The organism is Bacteroides sp. D1 (genome assembly GCF_000157095.2).
Lineage (GTDB): Bacteria > Bacteroidota > Bacteroidia > Bacteroidales > Bacteroidaceae > Bacteroides > Bacteroides xylanisolvens.
This window is the reverse complement of record NZ_JH114331.1, coordinates 524,955-541,714: the sequence shown is the minus strand read 5'-3', so window position 1 is coordinate 541,714 and position 16,760 is coordinate 524,955. Positions and strand designations below refer to the sequence as shown.

Sequence of the window (16,760 nt, the reverse complement as noted above, 5' to 3'; positions counted from 1 at the left end):
TAAAGCATCAACAAAACATGTGTATCCGCAGCCTGCGGGTTGAAATTGAGATGATGTCAATACAACAAGATTCTCGCAAGAAGGATTAGCAAGTGGACTTAAAGAATGCAAAGGAAATGAAAGAACTGTGCCAAGTTGGGGAAAAAGCCCGAAAATAGGCAGAATCAGGGCTATGTATAGAGAAAAAGAAGCGCCTCCATAATCTTCGAAAAGACCATGGAGGCGCTATTTATTTATCTTTCGTTATCTATATCTGAAATTTCAGAAGAAACAAAATCAGATACCCAATGATTTCTTCACTGCTTCAATCTTTTCCATTGCAGCAGATTCGGCAGAAGCATAACAATTGCGGCAACCCATTTCACCCTGAACTTCCATATAGAACTTAATCTTCGGTTCTGTACCTGAAGGACGAACAGAAACTTTGCTACCGTCTTCAGTGAAATATTGAAGTACGTTAGATGGTTCCGGCATATCGATTGCAGTTACGTTACCTTTATCATCTGTCTGTTTCAGTGTCTTATAATCTTTGCTCAAGATCACTTTAGAGCCACCCAATTCTTTCGGAGGATTGGCACGGAAGTTCTCCATCATCGCTTTGATTTCTTCTGCACCGCTCTTACCCGGTTTCACTACGTTTACAGTAAACTCTTTAGAGAATCCGTATTCTACGTAGATATCCAGCAACAACTGATACAAGGATTTACCATTATCTTTTGCCCATGCAGCAACTTCAGCAATCAAACAGCAAGCTGATACGGCATCTTTATCGCGAACGAAATCTTCGGCAAGGAATCCGTAGCTTTCTTCACCACCACCGATATATTTCTGTTTGCCTTCACGCAGACGGATTTCACGGGCAATCCATTTAAATCCGGTGTAGCAGTCAAGCATTTCGATATTGTTCTTATCTGCGATTTTCTTGATTAGTTCAGTTGTAACGATTGTCTTCACGCAGAACTCGCCACCTTTAATCTTACCCAGTTGTTTGTACTGTGTCAGAATATAATAAAGGTACATCATACAAGTCTGATTACCATTAATCAGTACCCATTCGCCTTTATCATCCTTGCAAGCAATACCCACACGGTCAGCATCCGGGTCGGAAGCCATTACGAGGTCAGCGTCAATTTCTTTGGCAAGGTTTACAGCCATAGAAAGAGCTTCCGCGTTTTCCGGGTTCGGAGATACGACAGTCGGGAAGTTACCGTCCTTAATCATCTGTTCGGGCACAGTAAATACGTTTTCGAATCCCCACATTTTCAATGCACGAGGAATCAACATCATACCTGTACCGTGGATCGGAGTATAGACAATCTTCATATCTTTGTGACGGGCAATAGCTGCCGGATCAATAGAAACAGTTTTCACCATATCCAGATAAATCTTATCGATGTCTTCACCGATAATCTGAATCAAATCCGGATTTCCCTGGAATTTAATATCGGCAGCAGAAGCAATTGCATTCACTTCGTCGATGATACCTTTATCGTGTGGAGCCAATACCTGTGCACCATCGTCCCAATATGCCTTGTAACCGTTGTATTCCTTCGGATTGTGAGAAGCAGTCAGAATGATACCGCTCTGGCAACCGAGGTGACGGATGGCGAAAGACATTTCCGGTGTCGGACGCATGTCGTCAAACAGATATACTTTGATACCATTGGCAGAGAAAATATTAGCAGAAGTCTCCGCAAACAAACGGCTGTTGTTGCGGCAATCGTGACCTACTACTACAGAAATCTGCGGCAGGTCTTTGAAGTTCTTTTTCAGATAGTTGGAAAGTCCTTGAGTGGCAGCACCTACCGTATAGATATTCATACGATTGCTACCTACCCCCATAATACCACGCAGACCACCAGTACCAAATTCAAGATCTTTGTAGAAAGCTTCAATTAGTTCGGTTTTATCATCGTTTTCCAACATACGTTTCACTTCAGCCTGGGTTTCAGCATCATAAGCCGGGGTTAGCCATTTTTCGGCTTTTTCAGTGACCTGTTTAATAAGTTCCTGATTTTCCATTTCGATTGTTATTTATTGGTTAATGAATTATTTATTATCAATTTCTTGAGCACACAAATGTAAAATAATAAGTTTATAATTCCTAGTTATTTAATGAAGAATTAAGAATGAAAAATGAAGAATCGCATTATAAGACATATTTGCAAAGCATAATTCTTCATTTTTCATTCTTAATTCTTCATTTTACCAAATATCTGTCACCAGTCTGCTTGACATATTCCTGCAAGAATTCTTTCGGATATCCGGGACGCATCACTCCGGCAGGTTGTCCGATAGAATTACGCTCAAACTTACCGTCTTTAACACGTTTCACCACTCCATCATTGTACTTCACAATCAAGAATGTACCCAATTGTTTCCAAGTATCGAAAGTGCTTTGTGCAGTCATATTTGTATAGTTTGTCAGAAAGTCAATTGCTGCGTTCTTATCTTTTGCCAGCAGTTTGGCAGCCATTTCTTCAATGCCTTCCTGTGCATTGTTGAAAGTAGTTTCCATTTCTTTCTGCGCTTCCCGTACATCACCGATCATCAAACCATAACGCGGATAGACCATATTAGATACCCAGTTGAAAATCCAGAAAGCAGAATTCCAGGAGAAAGTAATATAATCGGCCCCATCTACACGGGTATAACATACCGGCACTTTAGTAGCACAACAATAAACCGGGGTAAATACAGCCATGTTCGCATCATCCACGCCAAACCAAAGTACACCGCCTATCGGGTCCGGCTTATGAGCCCGCATTTGTGCAACAAATACAAACCCGCTTTGTTGAGTGGAAATCGGACGTTCGTTGAAATATTCCTGACCATCTACCTTGAAGTTCAGAGGAGAAAGACGGTAAGGTGTCTTATAAGGTCCGGCTCCAAAATCATTGGAGATGTCAAGAGGCGTTCCTTCATAATGGTCGCGCATCATATCTTTCACATCTTGCACGGATAACTTATGTTTCGGTTTCACAAAAAGAGGCATCGGCGTATTGGTCTTTCCCTCAATGTAAGGAAGATAATCTTTTCCGTTATCTGTGAACTTATTAAAATAGCTCCACACACGAGCCTCACAGAAACGGCGGGCACCAAAATCAAGAGGCGCATAGGCTAATGAGAAGCTAAAGTCTTTGTTTACTCCATTAAAATATCCCTTCTCACGGGCAAAAGAAACGACATCCGGAGAGTACATACAGTTTTCCTTGTCGTTCATATCAAACTGGTGGATACGTGACTGGTTGGCATGGGCTGAAATACAATCATCGGGCACACGTACAGCTACCCAAACTGCTCCACGGATGCCGGGACCTTTACCAATCATTTCCATAATCCATATTTCGTTCGGATCGGCAATAGTAAAGGATTCTCCTTCGCTATAATAGCCGTATTGCTGCACTAAGTCGGTCATGATCTTAATTGCTTCACGGGCAGTGCGCGAACGCTGCAAACCGATATAAATCAGACTTCCGTAATCGATAATCCCTGTAGAATCGGCCAATTCCGGACGTCCGCCGAAAGTTGTCTCACCAATGGTAACCTGATATTCATTCATATTACCGACTACATTGTAAGTCTGGCGTGCCTGCTCTATTTCTCCCAGATACTTGCCGGTATCCCATTCATAAACTTTCAGCATCGTACCTTTTGGATAGGTAGCAGCCGGATAATGATAAAGTTCTCCGAATAAGCCATACGAGTCGGCAGAATAGGAAACAATCGTCGAGCCATCGGCAGACGCATTTTTTCCGACAATCAGGTTGGTGCAGGCGAAGGTGTTCGCCACAGCCGCCATCAATACGGCGGCACAAAGAATAATTCTTCTCTTCATAATAAATATATGATTCACTTTTAATAATTTACCAAACAAAGCTTTCACGGGCCACTGTTTCATTCCCACAATAGTCGGTCACTGTAAATTCAACAGTATGCTTGCCTCCTTTCTTTACGCGTTTGGGGTCCAACGTACATTCCCAGTATGATTTCACAATATTGGGACGTCCGAAAAGCGCATACTTTCCGTCAATCGTTCCACGATAGGAAGCAATTCCCGCGCCCTGATCTTTCAAACGATAGACAATTTTTCCGTTTCTTCCCCACTGATTCTTGTTGACAGGGATAATCTCCGGCGGGATGGTATCGATGGCAACAGTGTAAGTTCCCAACTCCCGGATAGATGCTTTCATGTATCCGTCTTCATACTTTCCGCCTACGCTGTACTTTCCTCCTTTTGGAGTTATGCGGGCCACATAATATTTCGTCGTATCGGCAATTGGTTTTCTACGCAACCCGATACACAGTTCACAAGCTGCATGCAGCGGAACCGCCTTATCATTCAGCTGATAAGTAAAAGCAACGGCACCACTATCCGCCTTCACCTGATAATTGAGGAGAACATCATCATACAACATTCCTTTCGGAACAACCAGGTTCAATCCCGGTTCTTGCAGATAATTAGTCTTATTCCAGGTAAAATAATATTTCTCCCGATGATTCAACGGTTCAATCGGCTGTTTCCGACCCCGTACGGTGAAACTATATTTGGAAGTGTTTCCGAAAGCATCTTTTAATGTATATAAGAACTGATAGTCCCGTTCCTCATCAATCGTCACCAAGCCACGGTTATCATTCGATGCTTTTAGCAGACGCAAAGTGTTGCCCGGATCAATGAATGATTTCATATATTGCCCGTAAGTCCAGGAATTAATCATCCGGTTCTCTTCCTGCGAGAAGCGATCTACGGTGCTGCGAAATATTTCATTGCCATCTACCGTAAGCACAACCGAATAAACTCCATAATGGTTATTCACTCCATCCATGTAATCGTATGCTTTGATCCCCACACCTATCACTCCCCATGCTTCCACCGGACGCTCACTATTGGGAAGGATGGTTTTATTCTCTTGCTTTCCATCCACTACTCCTTTACCCAGTTGCGGAAAAAATAGAATGCCATCCGCTTTCGGAGCACGCGTATCTTTTATTTTCGATTGAAAGAAAGGCATAGGGTCAATATAATCTCCCGATTCCGTTTCAAATACATCCAGGTGAAGATGCGGACCGAACGAATATCCGGTATTTCCGCTCCATGCGATCTGCTGACCTCCTTTCACCGGATATTCTCCCGGTTCGGGAACAATCTCTACTTCCCAGCTTTCTTCTTCATATTGAAGTTTCTCCACCCTTTCGGCAATGGGAGAAACAAAACCACTCAAATGGCGGTTGATCGTTGAATAGCCATTGTGATAACAGACATCAAGTACATATCCCGAACCATTCGTGACGCGAATACGCGAAATATAGCCATCAGCGAGAGCACGAACGGGTTTACCGATTACTCCGCCTGTCTTAAAATCCAGTCCGCCGTGGAAGTGATTGGAGCGGATTTCTCCAAAGTTCCCACTCAATGTAAGAGGAAAGTCAAAAGGAGGTACAAAGGTTACTTGCTTCTTCTCTTGTCCATACCCTCCGATGCAGCAAGCCAACATCAAAGCAGTGATATATCGTCTCATCATTCCGTTCACTTTTTTACTCCCGCAAATGTACACTATTCCCACTAAACTATGAAATATCCGAGGAGAATGATGACCGTAGATACTAGTTAATATTTCTTTTTAATGTTATATTCATTGCAAATTAGTAGTCATTATGTTATTTATATTAGTACTTTTGTAGCCGTTTTTTAATTATAATTAAAAGTTAGAAACTCAATGAGAATGTATGTAAAAGTAATGGCAGCGGTCATTGCATGTATATTGCTGAGTGGAGAAGCGCTCTCGGCATTTGCAACTACCCCCGCTACAGAAAATCTGAGTTGGTTTAAAAAGAAAAAGAAAAAACCAGAAGAGAAAGAAGAGAAGAGTAAAAGCGACTACGAGAAATTAGTGGAAGACAGTAAAACGACCAAAGGGATGTTTGCTGTACATCAAAAGAAGAATGATTATTATTTTGAAATTCCCACCTCACTTTTGGGACGTGACTTATTAGTTGTCAATAAGCTGCAACGAGTTCCTGCCGAACTTAATGATGCGGGCGTAAACCGCGGAGTAAACTATGAGAATCAAATGGTTTGCATGGAATGGGACAAAGCGACGGGCAAACTAATGTTACGTCAACAACGCCCATTACCTCTGGCCCCCCAAACGGATGCTATCTTCCGTTCGGTAAAGGATAATTTTATCTCTCCGCTGATTGCCGCATTCAAGATCGAAGCAGTCAATGCAGATTCTACGGCATTAGTAATCAAGGTGAATGATATTTATGATGGTACGGAAACCAGTATCAATAACGTATTTACCAATATTAATCTGGGTACTTCGGCTATCAAGAATTTATCACGTATTCTATCCATCAAATCCTTTTCAAACAATGTCGTGGCAACTTCCGAGTTGACTACCCGGGTAACGGAAGGTACTACTACTGTTTATGTAACGGTGGAAGTTAGTTCTTCTATTCTCTTATTGCCCGAAAAGCCGATGATGGGACGATTCGACAATCAGAAGGTCGGTTATTTCACGAATCCGTTATTAAGTTTTAGTGATGCGCAGCAGCGTACGGATAAGACACAGTATATCACCCGCTGGCGTATGGAACCCAAACCGGAAGATCGGGAGGCTTATCTAAAAGGTCAGATGGTGGAACCTGCCAAACCGATTGTCTTCTACATTGACAATTCAACTCCTTACCAATGGCGTTCGTACATTAAGAAAGGTATCGAGGACTGGCAGATTGCCTTTGAAAAGGCGGGTTTCAAGAATGCGATTATCGCCAAAGAAATCACGGACAGTATGCATGTAGACATGGATGATGTCAACTACTCCGTACTGACTTATGCTGCTTCGGAAAAGAAAAATGCAATGGGACCTTCTCTGTTAGATCCCCGTTCCGGAGAAATCCTGGAAGCTGATATTATGTGGTGGCACAATGTGCTTTCTATGGTACGTGAATGGATTACTGTCCAGACCGGAACAGTGTGTCCGGAAGCACGTAATGTACAATTGCCTGATGCTTTGATGGGAGATGCCATTCGATTCGTCGCCTGTCATGAGGTAGGCCACTCATTGGGACTCCGTCACAATATGATGGGATCATGGGCTTTCCCGACGGATTCATTACGTTCCGAAGCATTCACTTCCAGAATGAATTCTACCGCTTCATCTATCATGGATTATGCACGATTCAATTATATCGCACAACCAGGAGATGGCGTGAAAGTTCTTTCTCCGCATATCGGTCCTTATGACATGTTTGCTATCGAATATGGTTATCGTTGGTACGGAAAGAAGACTCCGGAAGAAGAAAAGGATGTTTTATTCGATTTTTTGAGCAAACATACTGATCGTCTTTATAAATATAGTGAAGCACAGGATGTACGTGATGCGGTAGATCCACGTGCACAGAACGAAGATTTAGGTGATGATCCGGTTCGTTCTTCTTTACTTGGCATTGAGAATCTGAAACGTATTGTTCCGCAAATTCTTCAATGGACTACTACCGGCGAGAAAGGACAAACTTATGAAGAAGCATCACGCCTCTACTATGCAGTAATCAACCAATGGAACAACTATTTATATCATGTCCTTGCCAATATTGGCGGTATCTACATTGAAAATACAATTGTTGGAGATGGCGTCAAGACTTATACATTCGTTGAGAAAGAGAAACAACAAGCTTCACTAAAATTTCTGATGGATGAAGTTTTGACATACCCTAAATGGCTGTTTGACACGGAAGTGGGGCAATATACTTATCTACTTCGCAATACTCCCATCGGAAAACAGGAAAATGCTCCTACACAAATCTTAAAGAACGCCCAAGCCTATATCCTTTGGGATTTACTTGGCAATACTCGTTTGATGCGTATGATAGAGAATGAATCTGTCAACGGAAAGAAAGCCTTTACAGTAGTGGAACTTATGGACGGACTTCATAAGAATATTTTCGGTGTTACCGAACGCGGTGGTATCCCTAATGTTATGGAACGTTCTTTGCAGAAAAACTTCCTTGATGCATTACTTACAGCCGCTGCAGAACCGGAAGCCGTTAAAATCAACAAGAAGATTGCCAACGAGCATTTCTTGCTTGACCACGCTACTCCTTTCTGTAGCTGTTACGCTGCCGAACAACGTGCACTTCGTCAGGAAGACCGGATGGGTGCTCCACGTGTGCTCAATTTCTATGGCAGCCAGCTCAACCGTATTTCAGATGCTATCTCTGTGAAACGCGGTGAATTACTACGTATCAAGAAGTTGTTGCAGAACCGTCTCGGAACTTCCGATACTGCTGCACGCTATCATTATGAGGACATGATTCTGCGTATTAATACGGCTTTAGGAATCAAATAAAACCACTTATTACTTTAACTATCTACATTAATGAGAAAAAAATACTTGTGCATTCTTATATGCCTCTTTGCAAATGCGCTGGCCTTTGCCAGCGCTGCTAATCGTACAATCACCGGAGTCGTTATATCCGGTGAAGATAATGAACCTCTGATCGGTGCTTCCGTATATGTTAACGCAGATGACTTAAAAAAGGCCGGAGCATCACAGACTTCTCTAGGTACTATCACTGATATGGATGGTAAATTCTCCATTTCCATTCCGGAAAAGGTGACTAGGTTACATTGTAGTTATATAGGATTTGAAGAACAAGACATCGTTTTGCAAGCAGGAAAAGATACTTATCGTATTGTACTTCAAGCTTCTGCACACACATTGGGAGACGTCGTAGTAACCGGTTATCAAGAACTGGAACGTCGTAAACTGACTGCTGCCATTGCCAAAGTAGATGTTACAGATGGAATGGTAGGTGCTGCAAAAAGTATCGACCAGGCATTAGCGGGACAAATCGCCGGTGTGGCTGTAACGACAACTTCCGGTGCACCGGGAGCTCCAGCACGTATTCGTATTCGTGGTACTGCTTCACTGAATGGAACACAAGACCCGTTGTGGGTATTGGATGGAATACCTTTAGAGGGGACAGATATTCCAGAAATCAACAAAGACAACGATAATGACATCGTAAATATGTCACAATCTTCTATCGCAGGTTTAAGTCCAAACGACATTGAAAGCATTACGATATTAAAAGATGCAGCTGCTACTGCTATCTATGGTGCACGTGCTGCAAATGGCGTAATTGTGGTAACAACCAAAAGAGGAAAAACCGGAAAACCTGTTATTAACTTCAATACTAAATTGACTTATACTCCAAATCTCAATACTTCACGACTCAACTTACTAAACTCGGAAGAGAAAGTCGATTTGGAACTTCAATTATTAAAAGAAGCACGGTTTGACATATTATGGGGATTAACAGATCCGATACCGGTATTTCCTGAAAAAGGAAAAGTTGCTGCTATCATGAAACAATATAACTTAATAGACATCTATAAAGAACAGGGGTGGAACGGACTGACACCTGAAGCCCAAAATGCTATAAACAAACTGAAAACAATCAATACAGACTGGAATGATATATTATTCAGAGATGCTTTCACGCAAGAATATAACTTTAGCATTTCCGGTGGTAGCGAAAAGGTTACTTATTACAACTCACTTGGTTATGTCAAAGAAAACGGAAATGTACCAGGTGTAAGCATGAGCCGTTTTAATCTGACCAGTAAAACGTCTTACCAAATCAACAAAATATTAAAAATTGGAATGTCTATTTTTGCCAACAGACGCAAGAATAACACATTTATGACTGATACTTACGGACTTATTAACCCTATATATTATTCACGTATCGCCAACCCTTACTTTGCTCCGTTTGACGAACAAGGAAACTACCTTTACGATTACGATGTAGTCAGAAGTAATGAAACAGATGAAAAGCAAGGCTTTAATATATTCGAAGAACGAGCAAACACCAATAAAGAATCTGTCACCACAGCCATCAATTCTATCTTTGATGTTCAGCTACGTTTTAACGATCAGTGGAAAGTTTATTCACAGATTGGTGTGCAATGGGATCAATTGTCGCAAGAAGAATATGCCGGGATAAATTCATATAATATTAGGAATATACGTGAAACCAATAAATATTGGAAAAATGGTGTACAAACCTATCTTATACCAGAAGGAGGCATGCTTAAAACAACTAATAGTACAACCTCACAACTCACATGGAAAATCCAAGGAGAATACAAAAACACATTTGGGGATATACATGACATACAAATAATGGCTGGTTCGGAAATTCGCAAAAACTGGGTAGACAACCAAGCCTCAACCGGATACGGATATGATCCCAAGAAACTAACATTCCAGAATCTCATATTTAAAGATGAAGCACAAGCCAATGATTGGAATCTAAAAACTAAATCGTACAAGGAAAACGCTTTTGCTTCTTTCTTTGCCAATGGTTCATATACTTTAATGAATCGTTATACATTGGGAGGAAGTGTGCGCATGGATGGTTCTGATTTATTCGGAGTAGATAAGAAATACCGTTTCTTACCAATCTATTCGGTAAGCGGTTTGTGGCGTTTATCTAATGAATCGTTCATTAGACAATACAAATGGATTGATAATTTAGCTCTTCGCCTTTCTTATGGCTTACAAGGAAATATTGATAAGGGAACCTCTCCATTCCTAGTCGGGAAATATGATAATGTGAATATTTTACCTGGTTACAGTGAAGAAAATATTATTATCAATAGTGCTCCCAACAGTAAATTACGCTGGGAAAAAACTGCATCTTACAATTTAGGAATGGATTTTTCCGTACTCAATCAAGCCATTAATCTTAGTGTAGATTACTACTATAGAAAAGGAACAGACTTAATTGGTTCTAAAGCATTAGCTTTGGAAAATGGATTCACTAATATGTCTATAAACTGGGCTAGTATGGAAAATAAAGGTGTAGAAGTAAATCTGCAGACACGTAATATCACCACTAAAAACTTCTCTTGGTACACTACTTTCAACTTCGCATATAATCAAAATAAAGTACTAAAAGTACTTACAGATAAAAGCCAAGTGACTCCTAGTCTAGAAGGATATCCTGTAGGTGCAATCTTTGCCCTAAAAACAAAAGGTATAAATCCTGATACAGGGCAAATCTATCTTGAGAATAAAGAGGGCAAAGCTGTCACTGTAGAAGAATTATTTAGAATGACATCGAATGAAGACGGACTTGGCACTTACCAAATAGGACCGAATAGCGAAGAACAAAGAGATTTCTACAGCTATGTCGGAACGTCAGACGCTCCTTATACGGGCGGTTTTCTAAATACGTTCAATTACCGAAATTGGGAACTGAATCTGAATTTTTCATATAATTTTGGAGCACACGTAAAAACAACTCCAAGTTATAATGTGTCTGACTTAGATCCAGGACGCAATATGAATAGAGACATACTAGATAGATGGACGCCGGAAAATAAAACAGGAAAATTCCCTGCATTAGCAACGTATAACTACAATCCGGCTGACTACTACTTGTTCAGTACTCGAAATGACATTTACAGATCACTGGACATCTGGGTAAAAAAACTAAGCTTTGTACGCCTACAAAATATTCGTCTTGCTTATCGGGTGCCATCCGAATGGCTGCATAAACTAAGTATCGGCGGAGCAACTGTAGGATTAGAGGCTCGTAACCTATTCGTTATCAGCTCTAATTATGATAATTATATGGATCCGGAGTCAATGGGCAACTTATACTCTACCCCAGTTCCCAAATCCATTACCTTCAATCTAAGTCTTAACTTTTAAAAAATATATTATGACAAAGAAAATATATTATATATTCACATTAATAGGAAGCCTGTTATTATCTTCTTGTGATAGTTATTTGGACATACAGCCAGTAGGCCAAGTAATTCCCAATACGCTAGCTGAATACAGAGCTTTATTCACAACAGCTTACAATACAGCACTCAATGACAGAGGAATATGCGAAATCAGAACAGATATCGCAACCATATTACAGTCTGATGCCACTTCCAAAAATTCTTTAGGAGATGTTGAAAAATGGAATGATGTTAATCCGAATGCAAGTACGAGACAATTTGGATGGGCGGCCTATTATACCAATATCTATTATGCCAACGCAATCATCGATAAAAAGGATGAAATATCAGAAGGAAGCCAAGAAGATATTAATCAATTAGTTGGAGAAGCTTACCTCATGAGAGCATATATGCACTTTATATTGGTCAACCTTTATGGACAACCTTATACAGCTGCCGGAGCATTAGAAACCAAAGCAGTTCCTCTCAAACTCAATACTGATTTAGAAGAAATACCATCACGAAACACTGTAAAAGAAATATATACCTCCATATTGTCTGATATAGAAACAGCAAGGAAACTGATTAATAAAAAAGAATGGGAAGTTCAATATTCATACCGTTTCTCAACATTGTCAGTAGATGCTATGGAGTCACGGGTATATTTATACATGGGTGAATGGGGCAAATCTTATGAATCTTCGGAACGTGTACTAGCCGGAAAATCAACATTAGTGAACCTAAACGATGAAGGAGACAAACTTCCTAATGAATTTACATCTGTAGAAATGATCACTGCCTATGAAATTTTCCCGAATAGCGATTATGCCGGATCACTCTTACTGTACCCTGCATTTTTACAAGAATATGAGGAAGGAAAAGATCTACGCCCAAACAAGTACTATCAAGCAAATAAAAATGGAGATTATACTTCTATCAAAAGTGGTGAATCTAAATTCAAATGTACTTTCCGCACCGGAGAGCTTTATTTAAATTCAGCAGAAGCTGCTGCACATTTAAACAAATTACCTGAAGCACGTACCCGGCTCTTGAAACTAATAGAGAATCGTTATACATCAGAAGGTTATGAGCAGAAAAAGAATGAAATAAATGCGATGAGCCAAGAAAAGCTAGTCACAGAAATTCTGAAAGAACGTGCTCGCGAGCTTGCTTTTGAAGGCCATCGTTGGTTTGATTTACGCCGAACTACCCGACCGGAAATCAAAAAAGAAATTGAAGATGTAACCTACACACTTGTACAAGATGATTCCCGTTACACATTGCGTATTCCACAAGATGCAATTGATGCTAATCCCGGACTTTTAAACTAATAACCAAGCATTTTTCATAGAAACAAACCGCCTGACATCATAGACTAAAAAGCTCCCTTTACCTAAAGCGTAAAAGGAGCTTTTTTTAATCTATCTATTAGCCATTTCTCATTTTGTACACCTACCTCATTCACCATTAAATCTTTATCCCCTAAAAGCATTGTTCTTTAACAAGAAATCCGTATCTTTGTAGCGACTTATTACGATTAATAACGTAGAAGCGTTTAGAATATTATCTCTATTCAGAATCTGGTAAATTCTTTAATTGGGGAGATAATGGCAACTAAGCGTTCACGTCTTTGTTATATGCAAGGGCGTGGACTCTGTTGTTCATTTCCCAATAGGTTTACCAGAGCCTTGAATAGAATGAACTAACGACGTCCACGCTTCTCTTGTATATATATGGTATCCGGACGCTTACCACACAAACAATAAAGGTAATGAGCAGCACTATTACAAAGTTCTTCGCTTCTTTTTTAGCTTATGGGGTAGCTAATAAGAAAAAGCGTTTCTCGGCAATTGGCCGTTTCTCCGAAGGATTGGCTCCGGTAAAAGGAAAAATCCAATGGGGATACATCAATAAAGGATATGACGTTGTCATTCCTCTAATGTACGAACGGGCTTTCTCTTTTAAAGAAGGATTAGGGATGGTAGTACTCAATTCTCAATACGGATTCATCGACCATACCGGACAAATACAGATTCCGTTTAAATACACAGCCGCTCACTCGTTTGAACAAGAATGTGCACGGGTATGCCACGATGGATTATGGGGATTGATTGACAGACAAGGAAACTACATTCTTCCACCGACTTACAGTCAAATAGAACAATTCGCGGAAGGATTAGCTCTCGTCTCGCTACACAATAAGATAGGATTCATTAACAAGAAAGGAGAAGTTGTCATTCCCCTGGAATATGATAATGGACGCTCTTTCTCTGAAGGATTGGCTGCTGTTTGTATTGAAAGTCAGTCGTCCAAGTGGGGGTATATAAACAAAGACAATGAAGAAGTACTTCCTTTTAAGTACGATATTGCAGAACCCTTTTATAACAACATAGCTCGAGTGGGTCTCTATGGAAAAAGCATGAAAATCAACAAACAGGGCAGTGAATGTCTATAAAACAACCACTCTACGCATTTATTCATCTCAACACGCGAAGACATTCTGTTCTAAAACATCCCCTTACGAACAACAACGTAAGGGGATTTTTCGTACTTTCGAACATGTTAAATCTTTAATACGCAACATTATGATTATCGGAGTACCAAAGGAAATCAAAAACAATGAGAACCGTGTAGGCATGACACCTTCGGGAGTGGCTGAAGTGGTAAAACAAGGGCATCGGGTATTTATCCAACATACAGCGGGAATAAATAGCGGTTTTCCGGATGAAGCATATCAAGCTGTCGGCGCACATATCCTGCCAACAATAGAAGATATTTACGCCACTGCCGAGATGATCGTAAAGGTGAAAGAGCCGATAATCACTGAATATAACTTAATAAGAAAAGGACAGTTACTATTCACTTATTTCCATTTTGCTTCCGACAAGGAATTAACCCTTGCTATGCTCTCTAACAAATCAATATGCCTGGCTTATGAAACTGTAGAAGAAGCAGACCACTCATTACCTTTATTAATTCCCATGAGTGAAGTTGCCGGACGTATGTCTATCCAAGAAGGCGCCCGTTTTCTGGAAAAACCGCAAGGCGGAAAAGGTATCCTTTTGGGAGGTGTACCAGGTGTTAAACCAGCTAAAGTATTAATTTTAGGAGGTGGAGTTGTAGGTAGCAATGCTGCACAAATGGCTGCTGGAATGGGGGCAGATGTCACTATTACAGATATAAATCTGGCACGTCTGCGCTATTTGAGCGAGACACTGCCGAAGAATGTAAAGACATTGTACTCATCCGAACTAAGAATCAGAAAAGAATTGCCGGATGTTGATTTAGTTGTCGGTTCCGTATTGATTCCCGGCGATAAAGCACCACATCTGATTACTAAAGAGATGCTTTCGATGATGCAACCCGGCACAGTATTAGTAGATGTAGCAATTGACCAGGGAGGATGCTTCGAGACTTCTCACCCAACCACCCACAGTGCACCGACCTATATTGTAGACGGAATCGTTCATTATGCAGTAGCTAATATTCCGGGAGCCGTACCTTATACTTCCACTCTTGCACTGACTAATGCTACCCTCCCCTACGTGATCGCTTTATCAAATAAGGGATGGAAAAAAGCCTGCAAAGATAATCCGGCATTGGCTCTTGGACTGAATATTGTAGAAGGAAAAATCGTTTATAAAGCTGTAGCCGATGTATTTGGTTTGAAATACGAACCTGTCAGCCTATAATAAATGGGAATTTATCGGTTAAATGAGAATTTATCGGTTAGGCTGAAAGCCTTACAATTATATATTTATTGGGGTGCCCTGAAAGGGCTTAATTATATAGCGTAGGACAACGCCCTACGAAAAAAACACACCAGCCACAAGCCCTGAAAGGGCGGAACTGTATACAATTATGCCCTTTCAGGGCGCAAATTCAGATTACCGTTTTTTCGTAGGGCGTTGTCCTACGCTATATAATTAAGCCCTTTCAGGGCACTCCGCAAAATTATCATTTATCGTTCAAACAAATATTTTTTCTCCACAGCTTGCCGATAAGATTCAACCAATTCATTCATCACCTCTGCCACCGACTGTCGACGGGATATTATTGCCGAGACCTGACCTATTTCCAGTTCACCTTCTTCCAAGTCACCTTCGAAGATACCTTTCTTAGCACGTCCGCGTCCGAGCAAAGTTCTTAATTCCTCGGAAGTAGCACCACTATCTTCAGCCTTCTCCACCGCTTCACGAAAAGCATTTTTTACCAATCGTGTCGGAGCCAGCTTTTTCAACAACAACTTAGTATCCCCTTCACCGAGACTCAAACAATAATCTTTAAATACCGGACTCGCTGAACTTTCTTCAGTCAGCGCAAAACGTGTTCCTATTTGCACACCTTCCGCCCCCAACACCATAGCAGCCAGTATTCCTTCTCCTGTACCAATACCTCCCGCGGCTATCAAAGGCAATGTGGTAGCCTCATGCACAGCAGGAATCAAACAGAAAGTCGTTGTTTCCTCCCGTCCATTATGCCCTCCGGCTTCGAAACCTTCAGCTACTACTGCATCCACCCCGGCTTCTTCACATTTCATAGCAAAACGAGAAGATGAAACGACATGAACAACTGTTATTCCACGCTCCTTCAACCATCCGGTCCACGTTTTCGGATTTCCGGCAGAGGTAAAAACACTCTTCACTCCCTCTTCCACTACAATATTCATAATCTCTTCTATTTGGGGATACATCAAAGGGATATTCACTCCAAAGGGAAATTTTGTGGCCGCATTACATTTACGGATATGTTCACGTAAAGTGTCCGGATGCATAGAACCGGCGCCGATCAATCCCAATCCGCCGGCATTGCTCACGGCAGAAGCAAGACGCCAACCGCTACACCACACCATACCACCTTGAATAATAGGATATTGAATACCCAGAAGGGAAGTAATTCTATTCATAATTAATTATTTATCTATGTTTTAATATGCCAAAATACCAATGATAACGACAGAGTTATATAACAATGCGCCAACATAACAATACACAAATATACTAATTATTCAATT

General features: G+C 40.9%; 9 protein-coding genes. 5 read left to right on the top strand and 4 right to left on the bottom strand.

The window, feature by feature from the left end; translation table 11 throughout:
• Positions 1 to 276 precede the first annotated feature (276 nt).
• The 3 genes from BSAG_RS19460 to BSAG_RS19470 form a co-directional block, all read right to left on the bottom strand.
• Positions 277 to 2,022, bottom strand: a complete 1,746-nt coding sequence (locus BSAG_RS19460; RefSeq protein ID WP_004300737.1) for a phospho-sugar mutase — start codon at positions 2,020 to 2,022, stop codon at positions 277 to 279.
• 178 nt (positions 2,023 to 2,200) lie between these two features.
• Positions 2,201 to 3,838, bottom strand: coding sequence for a C69 family dipeptidase (locus tag BSAG_RS19465; RefSeq protein ID WP_032815222.1), 1,638 nt, complete (start codon positions 3,836 to 3,838; stop codon positions 2,201 to 2,203).
• 28 nt (positions 3,839 to 3,866) lie between these two features.
• The gene (locus BSAG_RS19470; RefSeq protein ID WP_008771251.1) at positions 3,867 to 5,519 is read right to left on the bottom strand and encodes a M23 family metallopeptidase; all 1,653 of its coding nucleotides are present in this window, start codon (positions 5,517 to 5,519) and stop codon (positions 3,867 to 3,869) included.
• Positions 5,520 to 5,717: 198 nt separating this feature from the next.
• Between BSAG_RS19470 and BSAG_RS19475 the strand changes: the two genes are divergently transcribed.
• From BSAG_RS19475 to ald, 5 genes are all read left to right on the top strand, one after another.
• Positions 5,718 to 8,351: a zinc-dependent metalloprotease gene (locus tag BSAG_RS19475; RefSeq protein ID WP_004315668.1), complete on the top strand. Its 2,634-nt coding sequence runs from the start codon at positions 5,718 to 5,720 to the stop codon at positions 8,349 to 8,351.
• A 30-nt stretch (positions 8,352 to 8,381) separates the two neighbouring features.
• The gene (locus BSAG_RS19480) at positions 8,382 to 11,729 is read left to right on the top strand and encodes a SusC/RagA family TonB-linked outer membrane protein (protein ID WP_008997343.1); all 3,348 of its coding nucleotides are present in this window, start codon (positions 8,382 to 8,384) and stop codon (positions 11,727 to 11,729) included.
• 10 nt (positions 11,730 to 11,739) lie between these two features.
• Entirely contained in the window at positions 11,740 to 13,077 is a 1,338-nt protein-coding gene (locus tag BSAG_RS19485) for a RagB/SusD family nutrient uptake outer membrane protein (protein WP_004315670.1), read from the top strand.
• 440 nt (positions 13,078 to 13,517) lie between these two features.
• The gene (locus BSAG_RS19490; protein WP_004311339.1) at positions 13,518 to 14,201 is read left to right on the top strand and encodes a WG repeat-containing protein; all 684 of its coding nucleotides are present in this window, start codon (positions 13,518 to 13,520) and stop codon (positions 14,199 to 14,201) included.
• Positions 14,202 to 14,331: 130 nt separating this feature from the next.
• Positions 14,332 to 15,438: an alanine dehydrogenase gene (gene ald, locus BSAG_RS19495; protein WP_004315671.1), complete on the top strand. Its 1,107-nt coding sequence runs from the start codon at positions 14,332 to 14,334 to the stop codon at positions 15,436 to 15,438.
• A gap of 269 nt (positions 15,439 to 15,707) precedes the next feature.
• On the opposite strand, the gene BSAG_RS19500 is transcribed toward ald, so the two are convergent.
• Complete coding sequence (locus BSAG_RS19500) at positions 15,708 to 16,652, bottom strand: NAD(P)H-dependent flavin oxidoreductase (protein WP_004314510.1); 945 nt, start codon at positions 16,650 to 16,652, stop codon at positions 15,708 to 15,710.
• Positions 16,653 to 16,760 lie beyond the last annotated feature (108 nt).